General features: G+C 47.1%; 18 protein-coding genes. 13 read left to right on the top strand and 5 right to left on the bottom strand.

Annotated features, from left to right (window positions below; all coding sequences use genetic code 11):
• Positions 1–53 precede the first annotated feature (53 nt).
• The 6 genes from KAI37_RS14780 (at position 54) to KAI37_RS14755 (ending at position 7,167) form a co-directional block, all read left to right on the top strand.
• A complete protein-coding gene (locus KAI37_RS14780; RefSeq protein ID WP_071641247.1) occupies positions 54–1,520 on the top strand; it encodes an efflux RND transporter periplasmic adaptor subunit in 1,467 nt (488 codons plus the stop codon).
• 222 nt (positions 1,521–1,742) lie between these two features.
• Positions 1,743–2,585, top strand: coding sequence for an STM4015 family protein (locus KAI37_RS14775; protein WP_071641246.1), 843 nt, complete (start codon positions 1,743–1,745; stop codon positions 2,583–2,585).
• A 67-nt stretch (positions 2,586–2,652) separates the two neighbouring features.
• Positions 2,653–3,993: an STM4014 family protein gene (locus KAI37_RS14770; RefSeq protein WP_071641245.1), complete on the top strand. Its 1,341-nt coding sequence runs from the start codon at positions 2,653–2,655 to the stop codon at positions 3,991–3,993.
• On the top strand, positions 3,986–4,768 hold the full coding sequence (locus KAI37_RS14765) for an STM4013/SEN3800 family hydrolase (protein ID WP_071641243.1): 783 nt from the start codon (positions 3,986–3,988) through the stop codon (positions 4,766–4,768). The genes KAI37_RS14770 and KAI37_RS14765 overlap by 8 nt, the downstream gene beginning before the upstream one ends.
• Positions 4,769–4,837: 69 nt before the next feature.
• The gene (locus KAI37_RS14760) at positions 4,838–6,256 is read left to right on the top strand and encodes an STM4012 family radical SAM protein (RefSeq protein ID WP_071641241.1); all 1,419 of its coding nucleotides are present in this window, start codon (positions 4,838–4,840) and stop codon (positions 6,254–6,256) included.
• Positions 6,253–7,167, top strand: a complete 915-nt coding sequence (locus KAI37_RS14755) for an STM4011 family radical SAM protein (protein ID WP_071641237.1) — start codon at positions 6,253–6,255, stop codon at positions 7,165–7,167. The genes KAI37_RS14760 and KAI37_RS14755 overlap by 4 nt, the downstream gene beginning before the upstream one ends.
• A 147-nt stretch (positions 7,168–7,314) precedes the next feature.
• Here KAI37_RS14755 and KAI37_RS14750 read toward each other — a convergent pair whose 3' ends face one another.
• From KAI37_RS14750 to KAI37_RS14735, 4 genes are all read right to left on the bottom strand, one after another.
• Positions 7,315–7,593, bottom strand: coding sequence for a YxcD family protein (locus KAI37_RS14750; protein WP_013310599.1), 279 nt, complete (start codon positions 7,591–7,593; stop codon positions 7,315–7,317).
• A gap of 3 nt (positions 7,594–7,596) precedes the next feature.
• A complete protein-coding gene (locus KAI37_RS14745; protein WP_220029746.1) occupies positions 7,597–8,052 on the bottom strand; it encodes a hypothetical protein in 456 nt (151 codons plus the stop codon).
• A gap of 162 nt (positions 8,053–8,214) precedes the next feature.
• On the bottom strand, positions 8,215–8,787 hold the full coding sequence (locus tag KAI37_RS14740) for a PadR family transcriptional regulator (protein ID WP_025722044.1): 573 nt from the start codon (positions 8,785–8,787) through the stop codon (positions 8,215–8,217).
• 250 nt (positions 8,788–9,037) lie between these two features.
• Entirely contained in the window at positions 9,038–9,601 is a 564-nt protein-coding gene (locus tag KAI37_RS14735; protein WP_023989055.1) for a beta-class carbonic anhydrase, read from the bottom strand.
• A gap of 173 nt (positions 9,602–9,774) precedes the next feature.
• On the opposite strand from KAI37_RS14735, the gene KAI37_RS14730 reads away from it, so the two are divergent.
• The 5 genes from KAI37_RS14730 to KAI37_RS14710 all read left to right on the top strand — a co-directional run bounded on the left by KAI37_RS14730 (position 9,775) and on the right by KAI37_RS14710 (position 15,255).
• Positions 9,775–11,292, top strand: a complete 1,518-nt coding sequence (locus KAI37_RS14730) for a carboxypeptidase M32 (RefSeq protein WP_220029745.1) — start codon at positions 9,775–9,777, stop codon at positions 11,290–11,292.
• A gap of 146 nt (positions 11,293–11,438) precedes the next feature.
• Positions 11,439–12,530, top strand: a complete 1,092-nt coding sequence (locus tag KAI37_RS14725) for an ABC transporter substrate-binding protein (protein WP_220029744.1) — start codon at positions 11,439–11,441, stop codon at positions 12,528–12,530.
• Positions 12,527–13,339: an ABC transporter ATP-binding protein gene (locus KAI37_RS14720; protein WP_104496943.1), complete on the top strand. Its 813-nt coding sequence runs from the start codon at positions 12,527–12,529 to the stop codon at positions 13,337–13,339. The genes KAI37_RS14725 and KAI37_RS14720 overlap by 4 nt, the downstream gene beginning before the upstream one ends.
• Before the next feature lie 8 nt (positions 13,340–13,347).
• Positions 13,348–14,181 (top strand): ABC transporter permease, encoded by an 834-nt coding sequence (locus tag KAI37_RS14715; RefSeq protein ID WP_013310592.1) that lies wholly within the window; start codon positions 13,348–13,350, stop codon positions 14,179–14,181.
• A 117-nt stretch (positions 14,182–14,298) separates the two neighbouring features.
• A complete protein-coding gene (locus tag KAI37_RS14710; RefSeq protein WP_023989050.1) occupies positions 14,299–15,255 on the top strand; it encodes an aromatic acid exporter family protein in 957 nt (318 codons plus the stop codon).
• 21 nt (positions 15,256–15,276) lie between these two features.
• Here KAI37_RS14710 and KAI37_RS14705 read toward each other — a convergent pair whose 3' ends face one another.
• A complete protein-coding gene (locus KAI37_RS14705; protein ID WP_076293085.1) occupies positions 15,277–16,593 on the bottom strand; it encodes an amino acid permease in 1,317 nt (438 codons plus the stop codon).
• A 115-nt stretch (positions 16,594–16,708) separates the two neighbouring features.
• Here KAI37_RS14705 and KAI37_RS14700 point away from each other — a divergent pair, with 115 nt between their 5' ends.
• A complete protein-coding gene (locus tag KAI37_RS14700) occupies positions 16,709–17,605 on the top strand; it encodes a LysR family transcriptional regulator (RefSeq protein WP_076293099.1) in 897 nt (298 codons plus the stop codon).
• 126 nt (positions 17,606–17,731) lie between these two features.
• Positions 17,732–18,289, top strand: coding sequence for an outer spore coat protein CotE (locus KAI37_RS14695; protein WP_013310588.1), 558 nt, complete (start codon positions 17,732–17,734; stop codon positions 18,287–18,289).
• Positions 18,290–18,316 lie beyond the last annotated feature (27 nt).

The following is an 18,316-nucleotide window of genomic DNA, read 5'->3' as shown; positions in this document are numbered from 1 at the left end:
ATACGACTGGATGGCTTACATTATTTCCACGGACAGAAAGAAAGGGAATTATCATGAAAATATTGAGAGTAGAAAGTACATTAGCGGCTTTAGTGCTCGGCGGCGCAGTGCTGGCAGGCTGCTCCAGTAATAGCGGGGCGGCTCAGGATATGGTCGTTCCGGTTAAAATCAGCCAAGCACAGCAGGGAATTATCGGACAGGGAAATATTTATACAGGAACCGTAACACCATCGGAGACGGTGAACATCGTGCCTAAAGTGGGCGGCAAAGTGGTTGAACTGCCTGTGGATATTGGCTCCGAGGTTAAAAAGGGTCAAGTACTGTTCAAGCTTGATGATAAGGACATGCGGAATAATGTTGCGAAAGCCCGCGCCGCAGCAGCTGCGGCAGCAGCCGGAGTAAGCACCGCTCAAGCATCCCACGAATCTACGATGGTTCAAGCAAACTCGGGCTTAGTGCAGTCCAAGAGCGGCGTAATTCAATCCCAAAGCGCAATCAATCAGGCACAGGGGGCTATTAATCAAGCCACTACAGCCGTAGAACAAGCAACACATGGTGTCTCCTCAGCAGCCAATACGGTGAAACAAACGCAGCAAGCTTTGGCAGATGCACAGAAAAATGTAACACGTACACAAAGTCTATTTGATGCAGGTGCGAGTACCCAAGCACAATTAGAACAAGCCAAAACAGCAGTTGTGAATGCGGAAGCGGCTTACAACAATGCACAAAATGCTCAGGCTAATGCGCAAGATCAGTTGGTAGCTGCGCAGAAGGCCTTAACTACAGCTCGCAATAGCTATGATTCAGCAAAAAATAGCTACAGTAATGCCAATAGCGGTTACAGTAATGCGCAAAATCAGCTCAAAGTATCTCAAAATACTGCGGTTGTCGAGTCCAGCCAACAATCTCTTAAGCAGGCTCAGCTGAATGTGAACATTGCACAGGATGCATTGGATGACACCGTTGTTACATCACCGATCAATGGTATTGTGGGTACGAAAAATGCAGAAGTGGGCGAAATGGTATCCGCTCAGTCTCCTGCACTGGTCATCGCTAATCTGAGTACAGTCAATACTTTGATCTATGTTCCAGCGGAACAGATCAACAATGTAAAAGCAGGCGACAAGGTACAGGTTCGTGTTGCAGCTTCCAACATTGTAACAACAGGTACAGTTAAAAATGTAAGCCCGTTGGATGCAAGTGGAAAAGGCTATCCTGTAAAAATCTCAGTAGCGAATCCAGACACGAAACTGAAATCCGGCATGTTGGCTGATATCAGCTTTGTTGCTGCCAATGCGCAAGAAGGCATTGTGGTCCCTACTGCGGCAGTTCAAAAAGATCAAGGTAAAGAATATGTATATGTTGTAAACGGAGACCATGCGAAACGTAAGGAAGTGAAGACTGTTCAGACGGCAGGTTCACAAACACTCGTTACCAGTGGCTTGAGCAATGAGGAGAATGTGATCGTGAATAATCTGGCATTGCTGTCCGATAACTCACCGATTACAATTAGCCAATAATTTGGCTCTAAACTCACGTACTATATAATAGTAGAAGTTTATTGTGAATATGCAAGACAGTCTGCTTAGCGGGCTGTCTTGTTTTTATTTCATTGAGCATATTTTACATAGGATTGATGTCGATGAGGGACTATTTTTGACGAACATTGGTAGAATAGGATAGACTAAATTGGAAATAGATAGTTTACGAGATCTCAGACAAGCGATCGGAGGAATTGTAAGATGGAAGTGAAATTGGTAGTGGATTATGAAGCTTATGAGAATGGCCAAACGATGGCTAAATCTATTGAGGAACTGGCAGCCAAGCCGGAGAGCGCGCAAATTACAGATCTCATCATTGGAGATTGGGGCGGCGCCTATGAAAGTTCACCAGAGGATTTTATCCCAGTGTTAGTGAAGCTCAAAGACCAATTCCCTAAGATACGCAAACTGTTTATTGGTGATATGGAATATGATGAGTGTGAGGTTTCATGGATTAACCAGACGAATCTATCCCCGTTGTTAGAAGCGTTTCCAGCATTGGAGTCCTTTCATATCAAAGGAAGCCAGGACCTGAGCTTGGAGCCGCTTCGTCATAACCGTCTTCAGGAATTGGTTATTATCTGTGGTGGCCTGCCTGTGAGCGTTCTTGAGCAAATACGTAATGCCGAACTACCGGAACTGCGCAAGCTGGAACTGTATTTGGGTGTCGAGGACTATGGTTTTGACGGTAACTTGAAAGATGTTTTGCCGTTTTTAGACAGCAATCCTTTTCCCAAACTTACATACTTGGGACTCAAAGATAGTGAAATACAGGATGAAATTGCAATTGCAGCAGCTAATGCCCCTGTGATTGGACAACTGGAAGTGCTGGATCTCTCACAAGGTACGTTGTCTGATAAAGGTGCAGAAGCGTTGCTGGCTAGTGAAAGTATAAAAGGGCTGAAGCATCTGGATTTGAGCTATCATTATATGTCTACTGAAATGATGCAACGTTGGAAAAGCTCGGGTCTATCTGTGAACGTGGAAGATCAACAAGAAGCGGATGAGGAAGATGATTGGCGCTATCCATCACTGACTGAGTAATTTGTACAACTGGATTTCTAAAACGAACTGTTTTCAAAATTAAAATGATCTAAAGTGAGGCGGCTCTATGGTTAGGATGTCAGACTGTAATGTCAGCGAGCCGTTTATCTTGTTCGGTAATCCGGGGAATCGTCGAACTACCGGGCTGCAGGAGGCGCGAAGCAGATTAATGCTTCCGCCCGCTCTAGAAGTTTCCTATAAGAATGTGCTGGAAGCTATTCGGCAGAAGCAAGGTCTGGGCGAGCTGATGTTGCGAATAGCTGCACGAGCTACGCAAGATAGCGTGAATGGCAGTTCTTTTGTGCAAGAGAGCATTGATCAGTTACTGGCGGGGCAGATGGACAGTGGTCCGCTGCTTCGTCTGGATGCACCGGGCGAAAGCTTTGAGGTAGAGCGTGAGTTGATTGCACTAGGTGCCTCGGATGGTGAGGGAGACGATTCTCTGTTGCCATGGCCCGAATGGACACAAGGCACAGGTATATCGGCGGCAGAAGCGCGACGTCTGCAGGAGCAGCACGGTCGTATTTGGCACCCGGCACAATGGTTCCGGGGCTATTGCCGTCTGCTGGCCTGGCTGCGGGAGGAAGTGGCTCTGCTCTGGCCCTCGTCACACTGGATGAACGATCCGGCGGAAGTAGCCGTGATGTTCGATAAACGGCGTTGTAGCGCCGATTTAGGCAAGGCAGGTATAAGGGTCCCGCCCGTGCTTGCATCTTCAGGAGGTGCATTTCGTGATGTTGTCGATCTGCACACGGCAATGAAGGAGAGCGGGTTTCACCGCGTATTTGTAAAAATATTTTGCGGATCCGGTGCTTCTGGTGTCATGGCCTATCAGGTACATCCCCACACACACGCGGAACTGGCGGTGACCACGATTGGAACGGAAATCATACGCGGACAGCGCGTGTATTATAATGCCGGACGATTGCGTCGTTATACGAATAAGCAGGACATTCATGCTATCCTTAACTGGCTATGCCTGGAAGGGGTACATGTGGAGCGCTGGATTCCCAAAGCGACCCTGAATGGGCGTGTTTATGATGTGCGCCAACTCGTGTGCGGATCAGAAGCTTGCCATGCGGTTTTACGTTTGAGCCATAGCCCCATTACCAATTTGCATTTGCGTAATGAGCGGCTTTCGCTGAAGGAAGCCGGATTACCACAGAATACGGTGGAAACGGTCCAGCTTACTGCGAAAGCCGCTATGAGTGTTTTTCCAGCCTCTATGGTTGCTGGACTGGATGTGCTGGTTCCGGCTCATGGGGGGCGTCCCTATGTGTTGGATGTTAATCCGTTCGGTGATTTGCTTTACCGGGTTGAACATCAGGGTTGGAATCCGTATGAATGGGAAATGCAGCACCTCGCTAATAGGAGCGTGGTTAGGGAAAGGAAAGACAGATATGACTGATATGAACCAAATTGTCGGCTCTCATGATATTGTCATGATTACGCTGGATACCTTGCGTTATGATGTAGCAAAGCTGGAGGAAGAGAACTGTCCGAATTTGTGTGGCTCCGGGTCGTGGGAAAAGCGCCATACACCTGGTAGCTTTACCTATGCTGCACATCATGCTTTTTTTGGCGGATTTTTGCCAACTCCAGCGAATACGGATAAGACTTCACATATCCGTCTGTTTCACACAAAGGATACGGGACTGCGTACGCATCCACATACCTGGCTGTTCGATGCCCCGGATATTGTGTCCGGGCTAGAGGGTGAAGGTTATCGGACCATCTGTATCGGCGGCGTTATTTTTTTTACGAAGAAAAATAAGCTTGCCAAGGTGCTGCCTGGATATTTTCAAGAAAGCTACTGGCGTATGAACTTTGGCGTTACCAACCCCCGTTCGACGGAGAATCAGGTGAATCATGCTCTGAAACTGTTGGGGAATACAGACCCGTCGCAGCGCTTGTTTTTGTTTCTGAATGTATCTGCGATTCATGGGCCTAATCATTATTTTGTGAAGGGCTCTGCTAAAGATTCAGTGGAGTCTCAACGCGCAGCCTTGCGGTATGTGGATGGTGAACTTGGACGTTTGTTTGATGCCTTACGAAATCGGAGCAAAACGTTTTGTATGGTTTTTTCCGATCATGGTACAGCTTATGGGGAAGACGGCTATGAAGGACATCGTCTGGCGCATGAGGTAGTCTGGAATGTGCCTTACCGCGAATTTATATTATAGAGCAAATAGAAATATAGATTGCACTGGTAGAATATCAAGAAATCAATCCAGCGCGAGGAAGGAGCAGAAATGAAAGCCATGAATCTGAATCACTCGCATCCAACGGGTGCGGCAGCCCCGGAGATAGATACAAACGTAACACCGTCTAGGTTTCAGTGGCCCGAAACTCCTGTTGAATGGGCACGCACGATCCGTGAAGCTCCCTATCGCTCCTATCTGTACTCTTACCCACATAAAACGGCCTATCGTCCGTTTGATACACCGCTCTCGTTGCAGGAGTTGTGGGAGAAGGAGGAGTTAGAAAGCTATTTTTTGTATATGCATATTCCATTTTGCGCGGCTCGCTGTGGATTTTGTAACCTCTTCACTTTGCCGGACAAGCGTCTGGATGTACATAAGGAGTATGTGGATGCGCTAGAAAGACAAGCCAAGCAATGGGCACCAATTATGGGCCGTCGGCCTTTTTCGCGTTTTGCGATCGGCGGCGGTACACCGACCTTACTGGAGTCTCCTTTGGTGGAGCGTTTGTTTGACATTGCGGAAAATATGATGGGACTGGACCCTAAACGAGCTTCTATTTCGGTGGAAACCTCTCCCGATACTGTGACTGAGGATAGGTTGGAGGTGCTCAAGCGCCGCGGGACAGATCGTGTAAGTATGGGAATTCAGAGCTTTGTGGAATCAGAAAGTGCCGCCATATACCGACCTCAGAAGCCAAAACTTGTTAGAGAAGCACTTGAGCGGTTGGTGGAATACAACTTTCCTTTGCTGAACGTGGATCTGATCTATGGCCTGCCTGGGCAAACGGTGGAAACCTGGCTGTATTCTTTAGAGGAAGCACTGTCTTACTCGCCAGGAGAGATTTTTCTTTACCCGTTATATATTCGAGAAAATACGATTTTAAAGCCAGGCTATACCGGGCTGGATCATGATATTCGCCTTACTTTGTATGAAGTGGCGCGTGAACGGCTCAAACAGGCAGGATATGTACAATATTCCATGCGCCGTTTTGCTAAAAATGATGGTATATCCAGCAAAGAGCTTTTGCCCTACAGTTGTCAGGAGGAAGGTATGGCCGGTCTGGGGTGTGGTGCACGCTCCTATACACGCAATGTCCACTATGCCAGCCGTTATGGAGTTAGTGCAGCAGCTACGCGTAGTATTATCGCAGATTATGTTGCTGCGGAACGTCATGATCTGGCTGACTACGGTTTTATTTTAAATGTGGATGAGAGTAAGCGACGCTTTATCTTAAAGGCGCTTCTTCATCGGGAAGGTTTGGAGCTATCGGCCTATGCAGAGCGCTTCGGTGTATCCCTGTCGGACGATTTTACAGGAATGTCGTTGCTGCTGGAATCCGGTATGGCTGTCGTCGAGGAGGGTACGCTGCGACTTACAGAGGAAGGAATGGCCTATTCCGATGCGATTGGGGACTGGATGATCTCCACGTCTGTACGTGAGCGCATGGAAGGATATGTAGGCGCATGAGAGCGACCTTATATTATCGTGGTTCGTTGACCTCTTGCAACTATGCTTGTCCTTACTGCCCATTCAGTAAAAACGTTGATAGTCGGGAAACGTTGAACAAGGATCGTGCCCAATTGGAACGTTTTGCTGATTGGGTACGGGAACAGGGCGCTTTGGGGCATCGTCTCTCTATTTTTTTTAATCCGTATGGAGAAGCCTTGATTCATTCCTGGTATCGCAAGACCATGATTGACTTTTCCCACATGGCGCATGTGGAAAAAGTGGCGGTACAGACGAATCTATCGACTAAGCTGGATTGGACGCAAGAACTGAACCCGGAGACTGCTGCGCTGTGGGCTACATATCACCCTGGAGAGACGAAAGAGCAAGTCTTTATATCGCAGGCTATAAAGCTATATGAACTTGGTATTTCCTATAGTGTCGGTACTGTCGGGTTAAGACAGGCATTTCCGGCTATTCGTTCCTTGCGATCGCAACTTCCAAGGGATGTTTATTTGTGGATCAACGCCTACAAGGATCGTCCACATTATTATACAGATGCTGAGGTTACTGAGTTAACTGCGATAGACCCCTATTTTCAATGGAATTTAAAGGATTATAGCAGTCAGGGGCGGGCATGTCGCGCTGGTGAAGATGTATTTTATGTCCAGGGTGACGGAAGAGTAAAACACTGCTATCAGGATCGACGGGTGCTAGGACACTTATACAGGGATGGTCTTGAGGGTCTGAGTGGCAAACGTCCGTGCCGAATGAAAGAATGCGGCTGCTATATCGGCTATATTCATATGGAAGAGCAGCCGTTTCGGGAAATGTACGGTAGTGGCTTACTCGAAAGGGTGCCACGGGTACAGGTAGCTCCGGTTCCATCATTTAGCAGACAGGCTATTCATAGAGCAAATGAATCCATATAGCAAGGGACGTCCACGTCTATATGTAATACTATAGCACCTTGATCTATTAGAGAAACGAGCAACAAAAAAGAACCGACCCTTGCCCTCAAGCAAAGGTCGGTTCTTCTGTTTTATAATAAGTTTGTGCAACGATCTTATGCGAAATAATCAAGTTTGGACAATAGCAGTAATTTCTTCATCCAGATCCAATCTGATTTGTTCGCGATAGGCACGAATATTGTATTCGGAATATAGGTATCTCAGAATTGCTTCAATCATATTGGCTTCCACCAGATATTGACTGCGGCCCTGTACATGGACTTCTGCTGAATAACCTGTATCCTCTTCCCAGCTTAATTCTACTGTCACATCAGTGGGCTGGACACCTTTGCGTTCAGCCATATGCAAGCAAATAGCGTTGACAATCTCATCCATACTCAAAATCATAGCTTAGTAACGTCCTCCGCGGGATTCATCTGGTTTGCGACGATTTTTAATAGCACGATAGATACCTACTCCGGCCATGATCAGGACATAAATGGCGAGAACGTTAACGGCAAGGCCAAGCAAGCTGCCCAATGCGCCCATGTTGCCGAACAATCCACCGAAGAGCATACCTGCCAAACCGCCCAGCATCATACCTTTCAGGAATCCGCCGCCACCGCCAAGGAATCCACCAGTTCTGCTTGTATTACCAGCAGTTGCCCCTGACTTGGTTCCGCTATCTGACTTATTAATGCCATTGCTGTCATTCGCCTTGCTTGGTGTAGATTGGTATGATTTGGGTCCGGATTTAAACCCGCCGCCTCGCCTTGCATCAGCTGTAGATGGTGCGATCATAGCAATGAGTAGGGTAAAAGCCATCATCAGCATCATCATATTTTTCAAAGTGAATGTTTTTTTCATGTAAATATAATCCCCCTTAGTAAATTGTTTTATAGGTCAAACAACCGCTTACCAGTAATACGAATGGCATGGAAAAGGGTTTCAAAGAATTTTAATTTTTAAAAAATTAAATAATTAAATAATAACGTTCCTTAAATCCTATGCATGGATTAGCAAAAGCATTCAGCTTTGCGGCTTAAGTGAAAACGGATTAGTGTCCGCATTGACATCACCGGCAAGCAGCATACGCAGAACCATTTGGCACCATTCCAGACCTGCTTTAGCATTCAAAAGTCCTTTTTGTACTAAAATATAGTCACCAAAGTTTTTACTTCCAAAATGTAAATTCTCTGCGGGAATGTTGTTCAGAATATCCTCTAGATGCTGGATTTTCTGAATAAAATGACGTTTGCGTTCCTCCAGCATACGATTGGCACTACTTTTGTCTGTCAACCAAAGACAGAACAGTCGAAGACTTAATTCATCCCGTGTAACCGGAGCAGCTAACGCTTCCTGGGACCATTGCTGAAGCATATGGATTCCCTTGTCGGTAATGGTATACATTTTCTTATCAGGCTTGTCGGACTGCTGAATCCAGCGGGAGGCTAGCAGTTCCTTACCCTCCATACGGGCCAGTAGCGGATAGATCTGACTGTGCTTGGCCTGCCAAAAAGGCTGGATACGCAACATCAGATCATAGCCGGAGGATTCCTCTCTTGCGAGAAGTCCCAACAGACCATACGATAGTAAATTCATAGATCTTATCTCCTTCATCCATCATAGTAACGGTTGTAACAGCACTGCGGCAGGTATTCTGCAGCTTCATGAAAAGTGTACACTGAAACTGTATGGTTTGACAACTTTCAGGCAGGTCGTTCACAGGTTAGCCAAAATTGGCTCCTGTCATTCTCCACGTATATGCGCTTTTTTTCATAAAAAAGGGTAGTTTAAGCTCGTATGTGCGAGTTTAAACTACCTGGTAACTTTCTGCCGAAGCGTATCCTATTTACTGTTCATTCCCGTCAACGACAAGCGTTAACGCTCCTGTATCAGGATGAATAACCATGCCGTGAACGGGGGCATTAGGGGGGAGAAGCGGGTGATTTTTAATAAGCTTCACGGTAGTTTTTACCCCTTCTTCAATGTTGTCAAAACCTTTCAACCACTTATTTAGCTTAATTCCTGAATTTTCTAATGTATTCAGCACTTCCTGAGAAATTCCGCGATCGAGCATTTCATTGACCATGTGGTCTGCATTTAATGCAGCCATGCCGCATTCATAATGGCCCACGACCACTACTTCGTCTGCTCCCAGCTCATACAGGGCGACTAGTACACTGCGCATTACGCTTCCAAAGGGCTGTGAAATAATCGCACCCGCATTTTTGATGATTTTCACATCACCATTACGCAGGTTCATGGCTTTAGGGAGTAGCTCTGTTAGCCGTGTATCCATACAGGTGATAATGACCATTTTTTTATTGGGGAACTTGCCCGTTCTATAGGCCTCGTATTCTTTGTTTTCTACGAAAACACGATTGTACTCTAAAATGTCTTTGATGTGATCCACGATTGTTCCCTCCAGGTTCTTATAAAGTTTGATATGTACAGCCCAACGTTTATTTCAGGTCTTAGGAGCTGGTCGTACATGTTGTGTGTTGATTATACTTTTTAATATAAGTATCATCAAGTATAGGTATTGTAAAGTTTTAACCATTTTAAGTTAAAGAGGTGACCTCAAATATGGCGCAACAGACGTTGGATCAATTGACGGCTTTAAAGGAGCTTGCACACAAAATTAGTAGTTATGGCGAAGCAGTAGGTCTGCTGCACTGGGATTTACGGACTGGTGCTCCGCGAAAGGGCGTTGACATTCGGTCGGAGACGTTAGGTATGCTGTCCACTGAAATGTTCAAGCTGATGATCTCGGATGAAATGGGACAATTGCTGCAATTTTTTGCCGCAGAAGACAAGCTGAAGCAACTGGAGGACAATGATCGCAGATTGGTGGAGGAATGCCGTAAAAATTATGAACTGAATCGTTCGGTTCCGGCAGACCGATATCGGGAGTATAGCATTCTTGCAGCACAGGCAGAGAGCAAGTGGGAGGACGCAAAGGAACATAGCGATTTTGCCGGATTTGAACCGTACTTGTCTAAAATCGTAGACATGAAGCGTGAGTTTATCGGCTACTGGGGTGTTAAGGATACAGAGTATGACACGCTTTTGGATCAATATGAGCCGGGGATGACGGTTGAAAAGCTGGATGCTGTGTTTGATCGTCTCAAAAAGCGCCTTGTGCCCCTATTGTCTAAAATTCAGGCTTCATCGAACCAGCCGGATAAGAGCTTTTTAGATGGTGTGTTTGATGTGAAGCAGCAAGAGAAGTTCAGCCTGTTCATTTTAGGACAGATGGGGTATGACTTTGACGCAGGTCGTTTGGATGAGAGTGTACATCCTTTCGCAACAGGATTAAATCCAGGTGATGTGCGTATAACAACTCATTATCTGCAAGATGATGTAACCAGTGCTATTTTCAGTTCGTTGCATGAAGGAGGCCATGCACTGTACGAACAAAATATTGCTCCAGAGCTGGCAGGATCACTACTGTCTGGAGGAACCTCTATGGGGATTCATGAATCCCAGTCGCGCTTGTGGGAAAATAAAATCGGACGCAGTCGTGCTTTTTGGGATCGGTATTACGATGATTTGCAACAGCATTTTCCTGATCGTTTGGCGAAGGTTACGGCAGAGCAATTCTACCAGGCAGTCAACCGTGTAGAAAATTCACTGATTCGTATTGAAGCGGATGAGCTAACATATAATTTACATATCATTATCCGTTATGAAATTGAAAAAATGCTGTTTAATGAAAAGCTGGATGTGAAGCGTCTCCCCGAGGTATGGAATGCGAAATATAAGGAATACCTGGGGCTTCTACCACCGAATGACGGACTGGGCGTACTTCAAGACGTTCACTGGTCCGGTGGTGATTTTGGTTATTTTGCTTCCTACTCGCTTGGCAATATGTATGCAGCGCAAATTTTGGCGACATTACGCAAAGAGTTGCCCAATCTGGATGAATTAATTGCTGCTGGGGAACTTGAGCCGATCAAGCAATGGCTGACCGAACGTATTTACCGTTACGGCAAGAGTCGGACGCCATCCGAGTTGATTGTAGCCATTACAGGTGAAGAGCTGAACCCGGATTATCTCGCCGACTATCTGGAAGAGAAGTATACCTCTATATACAAGCTGTGATTTAGAAACTATAAAATAATCATATATGCATCTAACCCGCGTTCCTAGGCGAACGCGGGTTTTTTTTGTGCGATTAACCAATATATCGACAGTCGCATAACAATATATGAAGTCAACCGATGTAAAAAAGTGGGGAGGGAACAAGGATGAAAAACGGCGCTCGTTTCAAAGCAGTGGTGGCTGCGGCACTACTCGGATTACTGTTGCTCAGTGGATGCACTCCCAAAGGAGGGGAGCAGACGATTGAGATCAGACTAGGCGAGGTAGCCCGTACGGTCTTTTATGCGCCGCAGTATGTAGCCTTGAGTCAGGGAATGTTTGCTCAGGAGGGACTGGATGTCCAATTGGCAACGATTCCCGGGGGTGACAAGGCGATGACGGCGTTGTTGTCCAATCAGGCGGATATCGCGCTGATCGGCGCGGAAACATCTATTTATGTGTATCAGCAAGGAGCAGAGGACCCCATCATTAATTTTGCTCAACTGACACAGAAGGATGGTACCTTTTTGTTTGCCCGTCAAACGAAGGATAGCTTTGAGTGGGAAAAGCTGAAAGGACAAAATTTTTTGGGGCAACGCAAGGGCGGAATGCCGCAAATGTCACTTGAATTTACGCTTCGCAAACACGGCATTGATCCTCATAAGGATCTGGAGCTGATTCAAAATATTGATTTTGCTAATGTTGCCTCTGCTTTCGGCTCTGGTACAGGGGATTATGTGCAGCTGTTTGAGCCACAGGCATCTATTTTTGAAAAGGAAGGCCGTGGACGGGTAGTTGCCTCTATCGGTGTGGAGAGCGGCGAGTTGCCGTATACGGTATATATGGCTAAGCAAAGCTACCTGAACACAAATAGCGAGGCTGCACAGAAATTTACAAATGCTGTATATCGGGCACAACAGTGGATTGCTACGCATTCACCTGAACAGATTGCTGAAGCAATCACGCCCTATTTTAAAGATACAGATTTAGCTGTTTTGACAAGTAGTATCAAACGATATAAGGAACAGAGTACCTATGCTTTGAACCCGATGATTGAGGAAAAGGAATGGAAGAACTTACAGGATGTCATGACCTCGGCAGGGGAGCTTAAAAGTCCGGTTGTACTAGATAAGCTAGTGAACCCAAGCTTTGCACAACAAGCGATTTCGTCAAACTCTTCCAGGAATACTGAACCGCCTGTGAAAAAGAACACAACTGAATCTACGGATGCAGGTGTCGGTGCTGGAGGTTCGTCATGATGGAGGAACGGAGTGGCCTAACTTCAGACGCGACCATCCCGATGGTGAGACTGGAGCAAGTGACGCATGTCTATGTAACGGATCGTGAAGCTTCGCTGGCGGTTGAGAACATTGATTTTTCCGTAGAGACAGGGGAGTTTGTCAGTTTGGTTGGTCCAAGCGGCTGCGGCAAAACGACAATCCTGTCCATGATCGCGGGGCTGCTGCGTCCAGCGGCAGGCCAAGTCATGTTGCAAGGTCAGCCGGTAAGTGGTCCGAGTCCAGAGGTCGGTTACATGCTGCAGCAGGATTATCTGTTCCCATGGCGGACGATAATGGATAACGCATTGTTGGGTCTGGAACTAGGCAACAGAGTGGATGAAGCTGCGCGTGAGCGGACACGGCTGTTGCTGGAAGGCATGGGTCTGGGAGGGAAGGAGCATCTGCATCCGTCCCAGTTGTCTGGGGGAATGCGCCAGCGCGTGGCGCTGGTACGGACGCTGGCGACCAATCCGGGACTGCTGCTGCTGGATGAGCCGTTCTCCGCGCTAGATTATCAAACCAAGCTACAGCTGGAAGATCTGATTGCGGAAACCTTGCGCGAGCGGAGAAAGACGGCTATTTTAGTCACACATGATTTGGCCGAGGCCATTGCGGTCAGTGACCGGATTATAGTGATGGGTCGAAATCCTGGTCATGTCCGACGTACCTTCGAGATTCCGGATTGCATCCGAAAAGCTCAGCCTTTTTATGCACGCGAGCAGCCGGGTTTTAATGAGCTTTTTCATGAAATATGGGGTGAACTGGAGGCTTCGGGAGCAAAGGAGTGAGTTAACGTATGAAGGACGAAGCGGATCAGCTTGAGCAACGTTGGATTCAAGGACTACATCAGGCGTATTTACGTAGTAGGCGTTCGCAACGATGGTTAGTGACAGGTGTACAGACAGCTATTTTACTGCTTTTGTTTGTCTTATGGGAAATTGCAGGCCGTTTGAAGTGGATTGATGTGCTGTTGTTCAGCTATCCGAGCAAAATTTTCACCCAGATCGGTAAGGATGCGGTCAGTGGTGAATTATGGGGACATGTAGGTGTCACCGTGGGAGAGACGATGGCGGGGTTTTTACTCGGTACACTGTTAGGTACGTTGCTCGCTGTACTTATTTGGTGGTCACCGTTTTTGTCGAGGGTGCTTGATCCCTATATGGTCGTGTTCAACAGTATGCCTAAGGTGGCGCTAGGTCCAATTTTTATCGTCATGTTTGGGGCGGGATTTACTGCTATCCTAATGACAACCCTCTCCATTACGGTCATTATTACGACACTAGTCGTATACAACAGCTTTCAAGAAGTCGATTCGAATCTGATCAAAGTGGTTCGCACGTTTGGCGGATCACGCCGGGATACGTTTCAAAAGGTGATTTTACCTGCATCCTTTCCTGCAATCGTCTCTACGCTGAAAGTGAATGTCGGTATGGCATGGGTTGGCGTGATAGTTGGTGAATTTCTGGTGGCCAAAAACGGCTTAGGCTATTTGATTATCTATGGTTTTCAGGTGTTCAATTTCACGCTGGTTATGTCCAGCTTGTTGATCATTGCTGTCGTAGCTACACTGATGTATCAGGCGGTCGTGTATGTGGAGCATCGTCTGCTTTCCGGTCGTCCTCATCGGTAACAATAAAATTTCTGAACATTTGTGTAAAACATGAAAATAAAGTACCATGAAAATGAAATACTTAATATTTATGAAAATGTGAAAACAGATTTCATCTAGAGAGGACAGAACTTTTTCATGGGCTTTCGTACGATTAAAACGGCTATTGCCGCATTAATGGCCGTACTTATTGCGGAGGGTTTTGGCATTCATGGAGCCACCTCAGCAGGGCTTTTAGCGATTTTGGGGGTGGATGTCACACGCAAGAGAAGTCTCCGTACCATTTCGGCGAGATTTTTTGCATCCGTCGTGGGGCTTCTTTTTGCTTGTGTTTTGTTTGTGGTATTCGGATTTCATGATTGGGTACTAGCATTATATATTTTAACGGCGTTTCCAGTCATTGTACGGGTGGGTTTTAAAGAAGGGATCGTCACCGGCTCGGTCGTGGTTTTTCGCGTATTCAGCGGCGGCGTGATTGATATGGAGGTACTGCTGACCCAGCTAGCTCTGCTAGTGATTGGACTGGGTTCCGCGATGATTGTCAATTTAGCCTATATGCCGGGTTCTGATAATACAATGCAACAGATTCGGCAGGAAGTGGATCGGACATTTTCTGTTATATTCAGAAATATGGCCAATACGCTGCGTAGTCCAGCATACATATGGGATGGCAAGGAAGTTATTGAAGCGAACAGCGTGATAGCCAAGGGGGTCACTGAGGCGGGGCGTTCCTTGGAAAATCAGATGCTTCGTCCCCAAGAGGGCTGGAATGTGTATTTTTATATGCGAAAAGAACAGCTGGATTCGATCCAAAACATGATGCAGTTGATCGCACAAATGTATCAGCATATGCCGCAGGCCAAGCTTCTGGCCGAGCTGTTCGACCAGCTTAGCAATGACGTTTTGGCTGGACATTATACGGGACAGACTGAGAAGCTGCTGGAGCAGGTTCGTGAAGAATTTAAAGCAATGGAGCTTCCCGCAACCCGGGAGGAATTTGAGATTCGTTCGGCATTATTGCAGCTTACACATGAGCTTCATCAGTATTTGAAAATTGCGAAAAAGGACAAGGCCCCTACTCCAGTGAAAAATTAGAGTAAAGGCCTTGAGCGGCTACTATCCATGACGGACAGTAGCCTTTTCTTGTTCAGTGATGGTAGAAGCCGGATGACTGAAAGTCCGTTTGTGCCGAATTCGGTCTGTGATCCATAAGACAGCGGTGATCAGGCAAGGGTACAGCATAGCCCATCCGACAAAGGGGAAAACGATCGCCGTAGAGATGAACGATATCCAACTAATGGAAACCCCCCAGCGACTACCACGCAGAAGCTTAATTCCTGCTGCACAACCTCCGAGATAGGTCAGAATAAAGGTGGCGTTCGGGAACTGGATCAGGTTAGTGAGTGAAACAGTACCACTACCGTACAACACCATAATGATCACGAAGCAGACGCTAAGAAAAGCAATGCCACCGATAGGGGTATGGAATCGTTGGGATAACATGCCCATCCAGCGAAAGGCCTGTCCTTGCCGGGATAAAGCATAAGCGACACGTGAAGCGGCACCAACATAAGCAATAATAGTAGCGGTACAAATAAAGATACCCGTCAAGCCGGCAATTATTGCGCCCCATGGCCCGATAGCCCGACTGATCACCCATACGAGCGAAGCATCAGAATCCCCTGCAAGGTAACTTTGTGTGCCCACAGTAGCCAGCGCAGTTAAGAAATAAAGCAAACCAACAATGACGGCTGCAATGGTCACGCCTTTAACGGCTGCTCTCTGGGGATTAGTGAATTCCTCTGACATATGGGACACAGCCTCCCAACCGATAAAACACCAAAACAGAATCGCGGCCGCTTGACCGACGGAGAGCCAGCCATGTGGAACAAACGGGGTAAAGTGGACTGTTTCCATTTGAGGAAGTGCTGCGGCAATGGCGAATATAAGGACGGCAACGATAGCTATGACGACAGCGATCTGAATACGTCCCGCGACCTTCATGCCGATCCAGTTGATGATCAGGCCCACCGCCAGCATAGCAGCGGCTAACATCATACGGCTTTCCTCTCCCCAGCCCATGGCTGCGGTCATATAGCCGGCTCCGGTGAGTGCGGCAACAGGTGCCCCAATCGGAACCGACATGAGAAAAAACCACCCGATATAAGCACCAGCACGTGGTGAAAAGGCCAACGTGACAAAATGCGATACCCCTCCCGCATTCGGAAATTTGGCGGATAGAAGACCCATGGAAAGCGCCATTGGCAGGATGAGCAAGGTCATAAAGCCCCATGCCAGCAGCGATGCAGGTCCCGCCATTTGGGCGGCAAGTCCAGGCACAATCAATATCCCCGAACCCAGTACAGCTCCGATATAGAGTGCAATGGCCTGTGGAAGACCAATGGTGGATTGAAGTTTACTTTCATTTGTCATGCAGAAAAGCCTTCTTTCTCTTGTTATTTTCTCCAGCTTATCAGATAATCAATCTATCGGAAAAACGGAATATAACGATTGCTTGCATCGGAAAAACCGATTGAAGGAGCGGATTATGGAATCGCGGCATTTGTTTACCTTTTTAAATGTAGTTGAGGCAGGCAGTTTTACGCGAGCAGCGCGTATACTGGATTATGCACAGTCGAGTATCACTGCTCAAATTCAAACGCTGGAGGCAGAGTTGGGTACGCCGCTTTTTGATCGCATTGGCAAGAAAATCATGCTGACGGATGCCGGACGACGTCTGCTGCCCTATGCGCAGGAGATTTCCAAGATGCATGCTATGGCTAAGGATGCACTTCGTTCAGAAACGGAATTGGCGGGCACGCTGAAGATAGGAGCACCAGAGTCTCTGGCCGCATTTCGTCTACCGAGTCTGATCCGTGAGTACAGGGAACGGTATCCGAAGGTTAAAATTGTCCTTAAACCCGGCGAATGCTGGGAATTGCGCGATTTGATCCGCTCCGGTGAGCTGGATTTGGCTTTTTTGCTTCAGCCTGAGACGGAGGATAGAGAACTGAATGTCACCACGCTTATTCATGAGCCGATGGCCTTGGTTGCTCCACTTAAGCATTCGCTGGTTACCTATACCCGGGTAGATCCTGCTGACTTGAAGGACGAAACCATTTTGCATACGGAGGCAGGATGTACGTACCGTATCCTTTTTGAGCAGTATTTGAATAAACACGGTATTTTTTCAGACCCTAGCCTGGAATTTTGGAGTATTGAAGCCATCAAGCAGTGTGTCATGGCTGGATTGGGTATTGCGCTGCTTCCGCTGGTTACGGTACAAAATGAGCTGCGAGAAGGTAAAATGGCGCGTTTAGCCTGGGATGACAGTGAACAGCAGGTGGCTACTCAGGTCGCCTATCACACGAAAAAGTGGAAATCCCCGGCTCTTAGTGAATTTTTACAAATCGTTGATCAGCATGTAACACATTGGCGTGCATGAGTTCAAGCCATCGCGGCATATGCTTATACAAATAATATTTTTTCCTTTTCGCCTATTCACTCAACATTCGCCCACAACCTGCATACATATGTATGGAATGATTGATTGTATGGAGGAGGTTCAAGAATGGCATTAAGTCATAAAAATCGTAGAGAGATTATTACCAAAGCGATCTGTGGTAAAGGTCGCAGATTCTCTACCGTAACCCATACCGTAACTCCGCCGAATAATCCGACGAGCATTTTAGGGGCATGGATTATTAACCACCAGTATGAAGCTGTGGCGGCGGGGGACGGCATTGAGGTCGTCGGGACGTATGATATCAATATTTGGTACTCATACGATAAAAACTCGCAGACCGATGTGGCCAAGGAAACGGTGTCGTACGTGGAAAATGTGCCGCTCTCGTATCTTGATCCGAAGCACCGGGCGTCTACAGTGGAAGTATCCGCCGAAGCTACACAGGAGCCGAGTTGCGTCGAGGCCAGTGTGTCTTCTGGAGGTGGCAGCGTAATGATCCGGGTCGAGCGGGAATTTGCGGTGGAGCTGGTGGCGGAAACGAAGATTGTTGTAGAAGTATTCCCGAATGGTAGCAGCGATGATTTTGACAAAGACTTTGATTTTGGAGCGGAAGAGGGGGACTATGAGGAGCTCGACCCCGACCTCATTGACGACGAGCTCTGACAGAAGTAACCAAAAAGAGGGCCGCTT

This window comes from Paenibacillus sp. S25 (genome assembly GCF_019454085.1).
In the GTDB taxonomy this organism is placed as follows: domain Bacteria; phylum Bacillota; class Bacilli; order Paenibacillales; family Paenibacillaceae; genus Paenibacillus; species Paenibacillus polymyxa_B.
The sequence above is the reverse complement of the archived record's forward strand: the minus strand, read 5'-3'. Positions and strand labels throughout refer to the sequence as shown.

Excerpts from the sequence above, each read along its gene's own strand:
- KAI37_RS14780 (WP_071641247.1), top strand. The coding sequence starts at position 54 with ATGAAAATATTGAGAGTAGAAAGTACATTAGCGGCTTTAGTGCTCGGC.
- KAI37_RS14775 (WP_071641246.1), top strand. The coding sequence starts at position 1,743 with ATGGAAGTGAAATTGGTAGTGGATTATGAAGCTTATGAGAATGGCCAA.
- KAI37_RS14770 (WP_071641245.1), top strand. The coding sequence starts at position 2,653 with ATGGTTAGGATGTCAGACTGTAATGTCAGCGAGCCGTTTATCTTGTTC.
- KAI37_RS14765 (WP_071641243.1), top strand. The coding sequence starts at position 3,986 with ATGACTGATATGAACCAAATTGTCGGCTCTCATGATATTGTCATGATT.
- KAI37_RS14760 (WP_071641241.1), top strand. The coding sequence starts at position 4,838 with ATGAAAGCCATGAATCTGAATCACTCGCATCCAACGGGTGCGGCAGCC.
- KAI37_RS14755 (WP_071641237.1), top strand. The coding sequence starts at position 6,253 with ATGAGAGCGACCTTATATTATCGTGGTTCGTTGACCTCTTGCAACTAT.
- KAI37_RS14750 (WP_013310599.1), bottom strand. The coding sequence starts at position 7,593 with ATGATTTTGAGTATGGATGAGATTGTCAACGCTATTTGCTTGCATATG.
- KAI37_RS14745 (WP_220029746.1), bottom strand. The coding sequence starts at position 8,052 with ATGAAAAAAACATTCACTTTGAAAAATATGATGATGCTGATGATGGCT.
- KAI37_RS14740 (WP_025722044.1), bottom strand. The coding sequence starts at position 8,787 with ATGAATTTACTATCGTATGGTCTGTTGGGACTTCTCGCAAGAGAGGAA.
- KAI37_RS14730 (WP_220029745.1), top strand. The coding sequence starts at position 9,775 with ATGGCGCAACAGACGTTGGATCAATTGACGGCTTTAAAGGAGCTTGCA.
- KAI37_RS14725 (WP_220029744.1), top strand. The coding sequence starts at position 11,439 with ATGAAAAACGGCGCTCGTTTCAAAGCAGTGGTGGCTGCGGCACTACTC.
- KAI37_RS14720 (WP_104496943.1), top strand. The coding sequence starts at position 12,527 with ATGATGGAGGAACGGAGTGGCCTAACTTCAGACGCGACCATCCCGATG.
- KAI37_RS14715 (WP_013310592.1), top strand. The coding sequence starts at position 13,348 with ATGAAGGACGAAGCGGATCAGCTTGAGCAACGTTGGATTCAAGGACTA.
- KAI37_RS14710 (WP_023989050.1), top strand. The coding sequence starts at position 14,299 with ATGGGCTTTCGTACGATTAAAACGGCTATTGCCGCATTAATGGCCGTA.
- KAI37_RS14705 (WP_076293085.1), bottom strand. The coding sequence starts at position 16,593 with ATGACAAATGAAAGTAAACTTCAATCCACCATTGGTCTTCCACAGGCC.
- KAI37_RS14700 (WP_076293099.1), top strand. The coding sequence starts at position 16,709 with ATGGAATCGCGGCATTTGTTTACCTTTTTAAATGTAGTTGAGGCAGGC.
- KAI37_RS14695 (WP_013310588.1), top strand. The coding sequence starts at position 17,732 with ATGGCATTAAGTCATAAAAATCGTAGAGAGATTATTACCAAAGCGATC.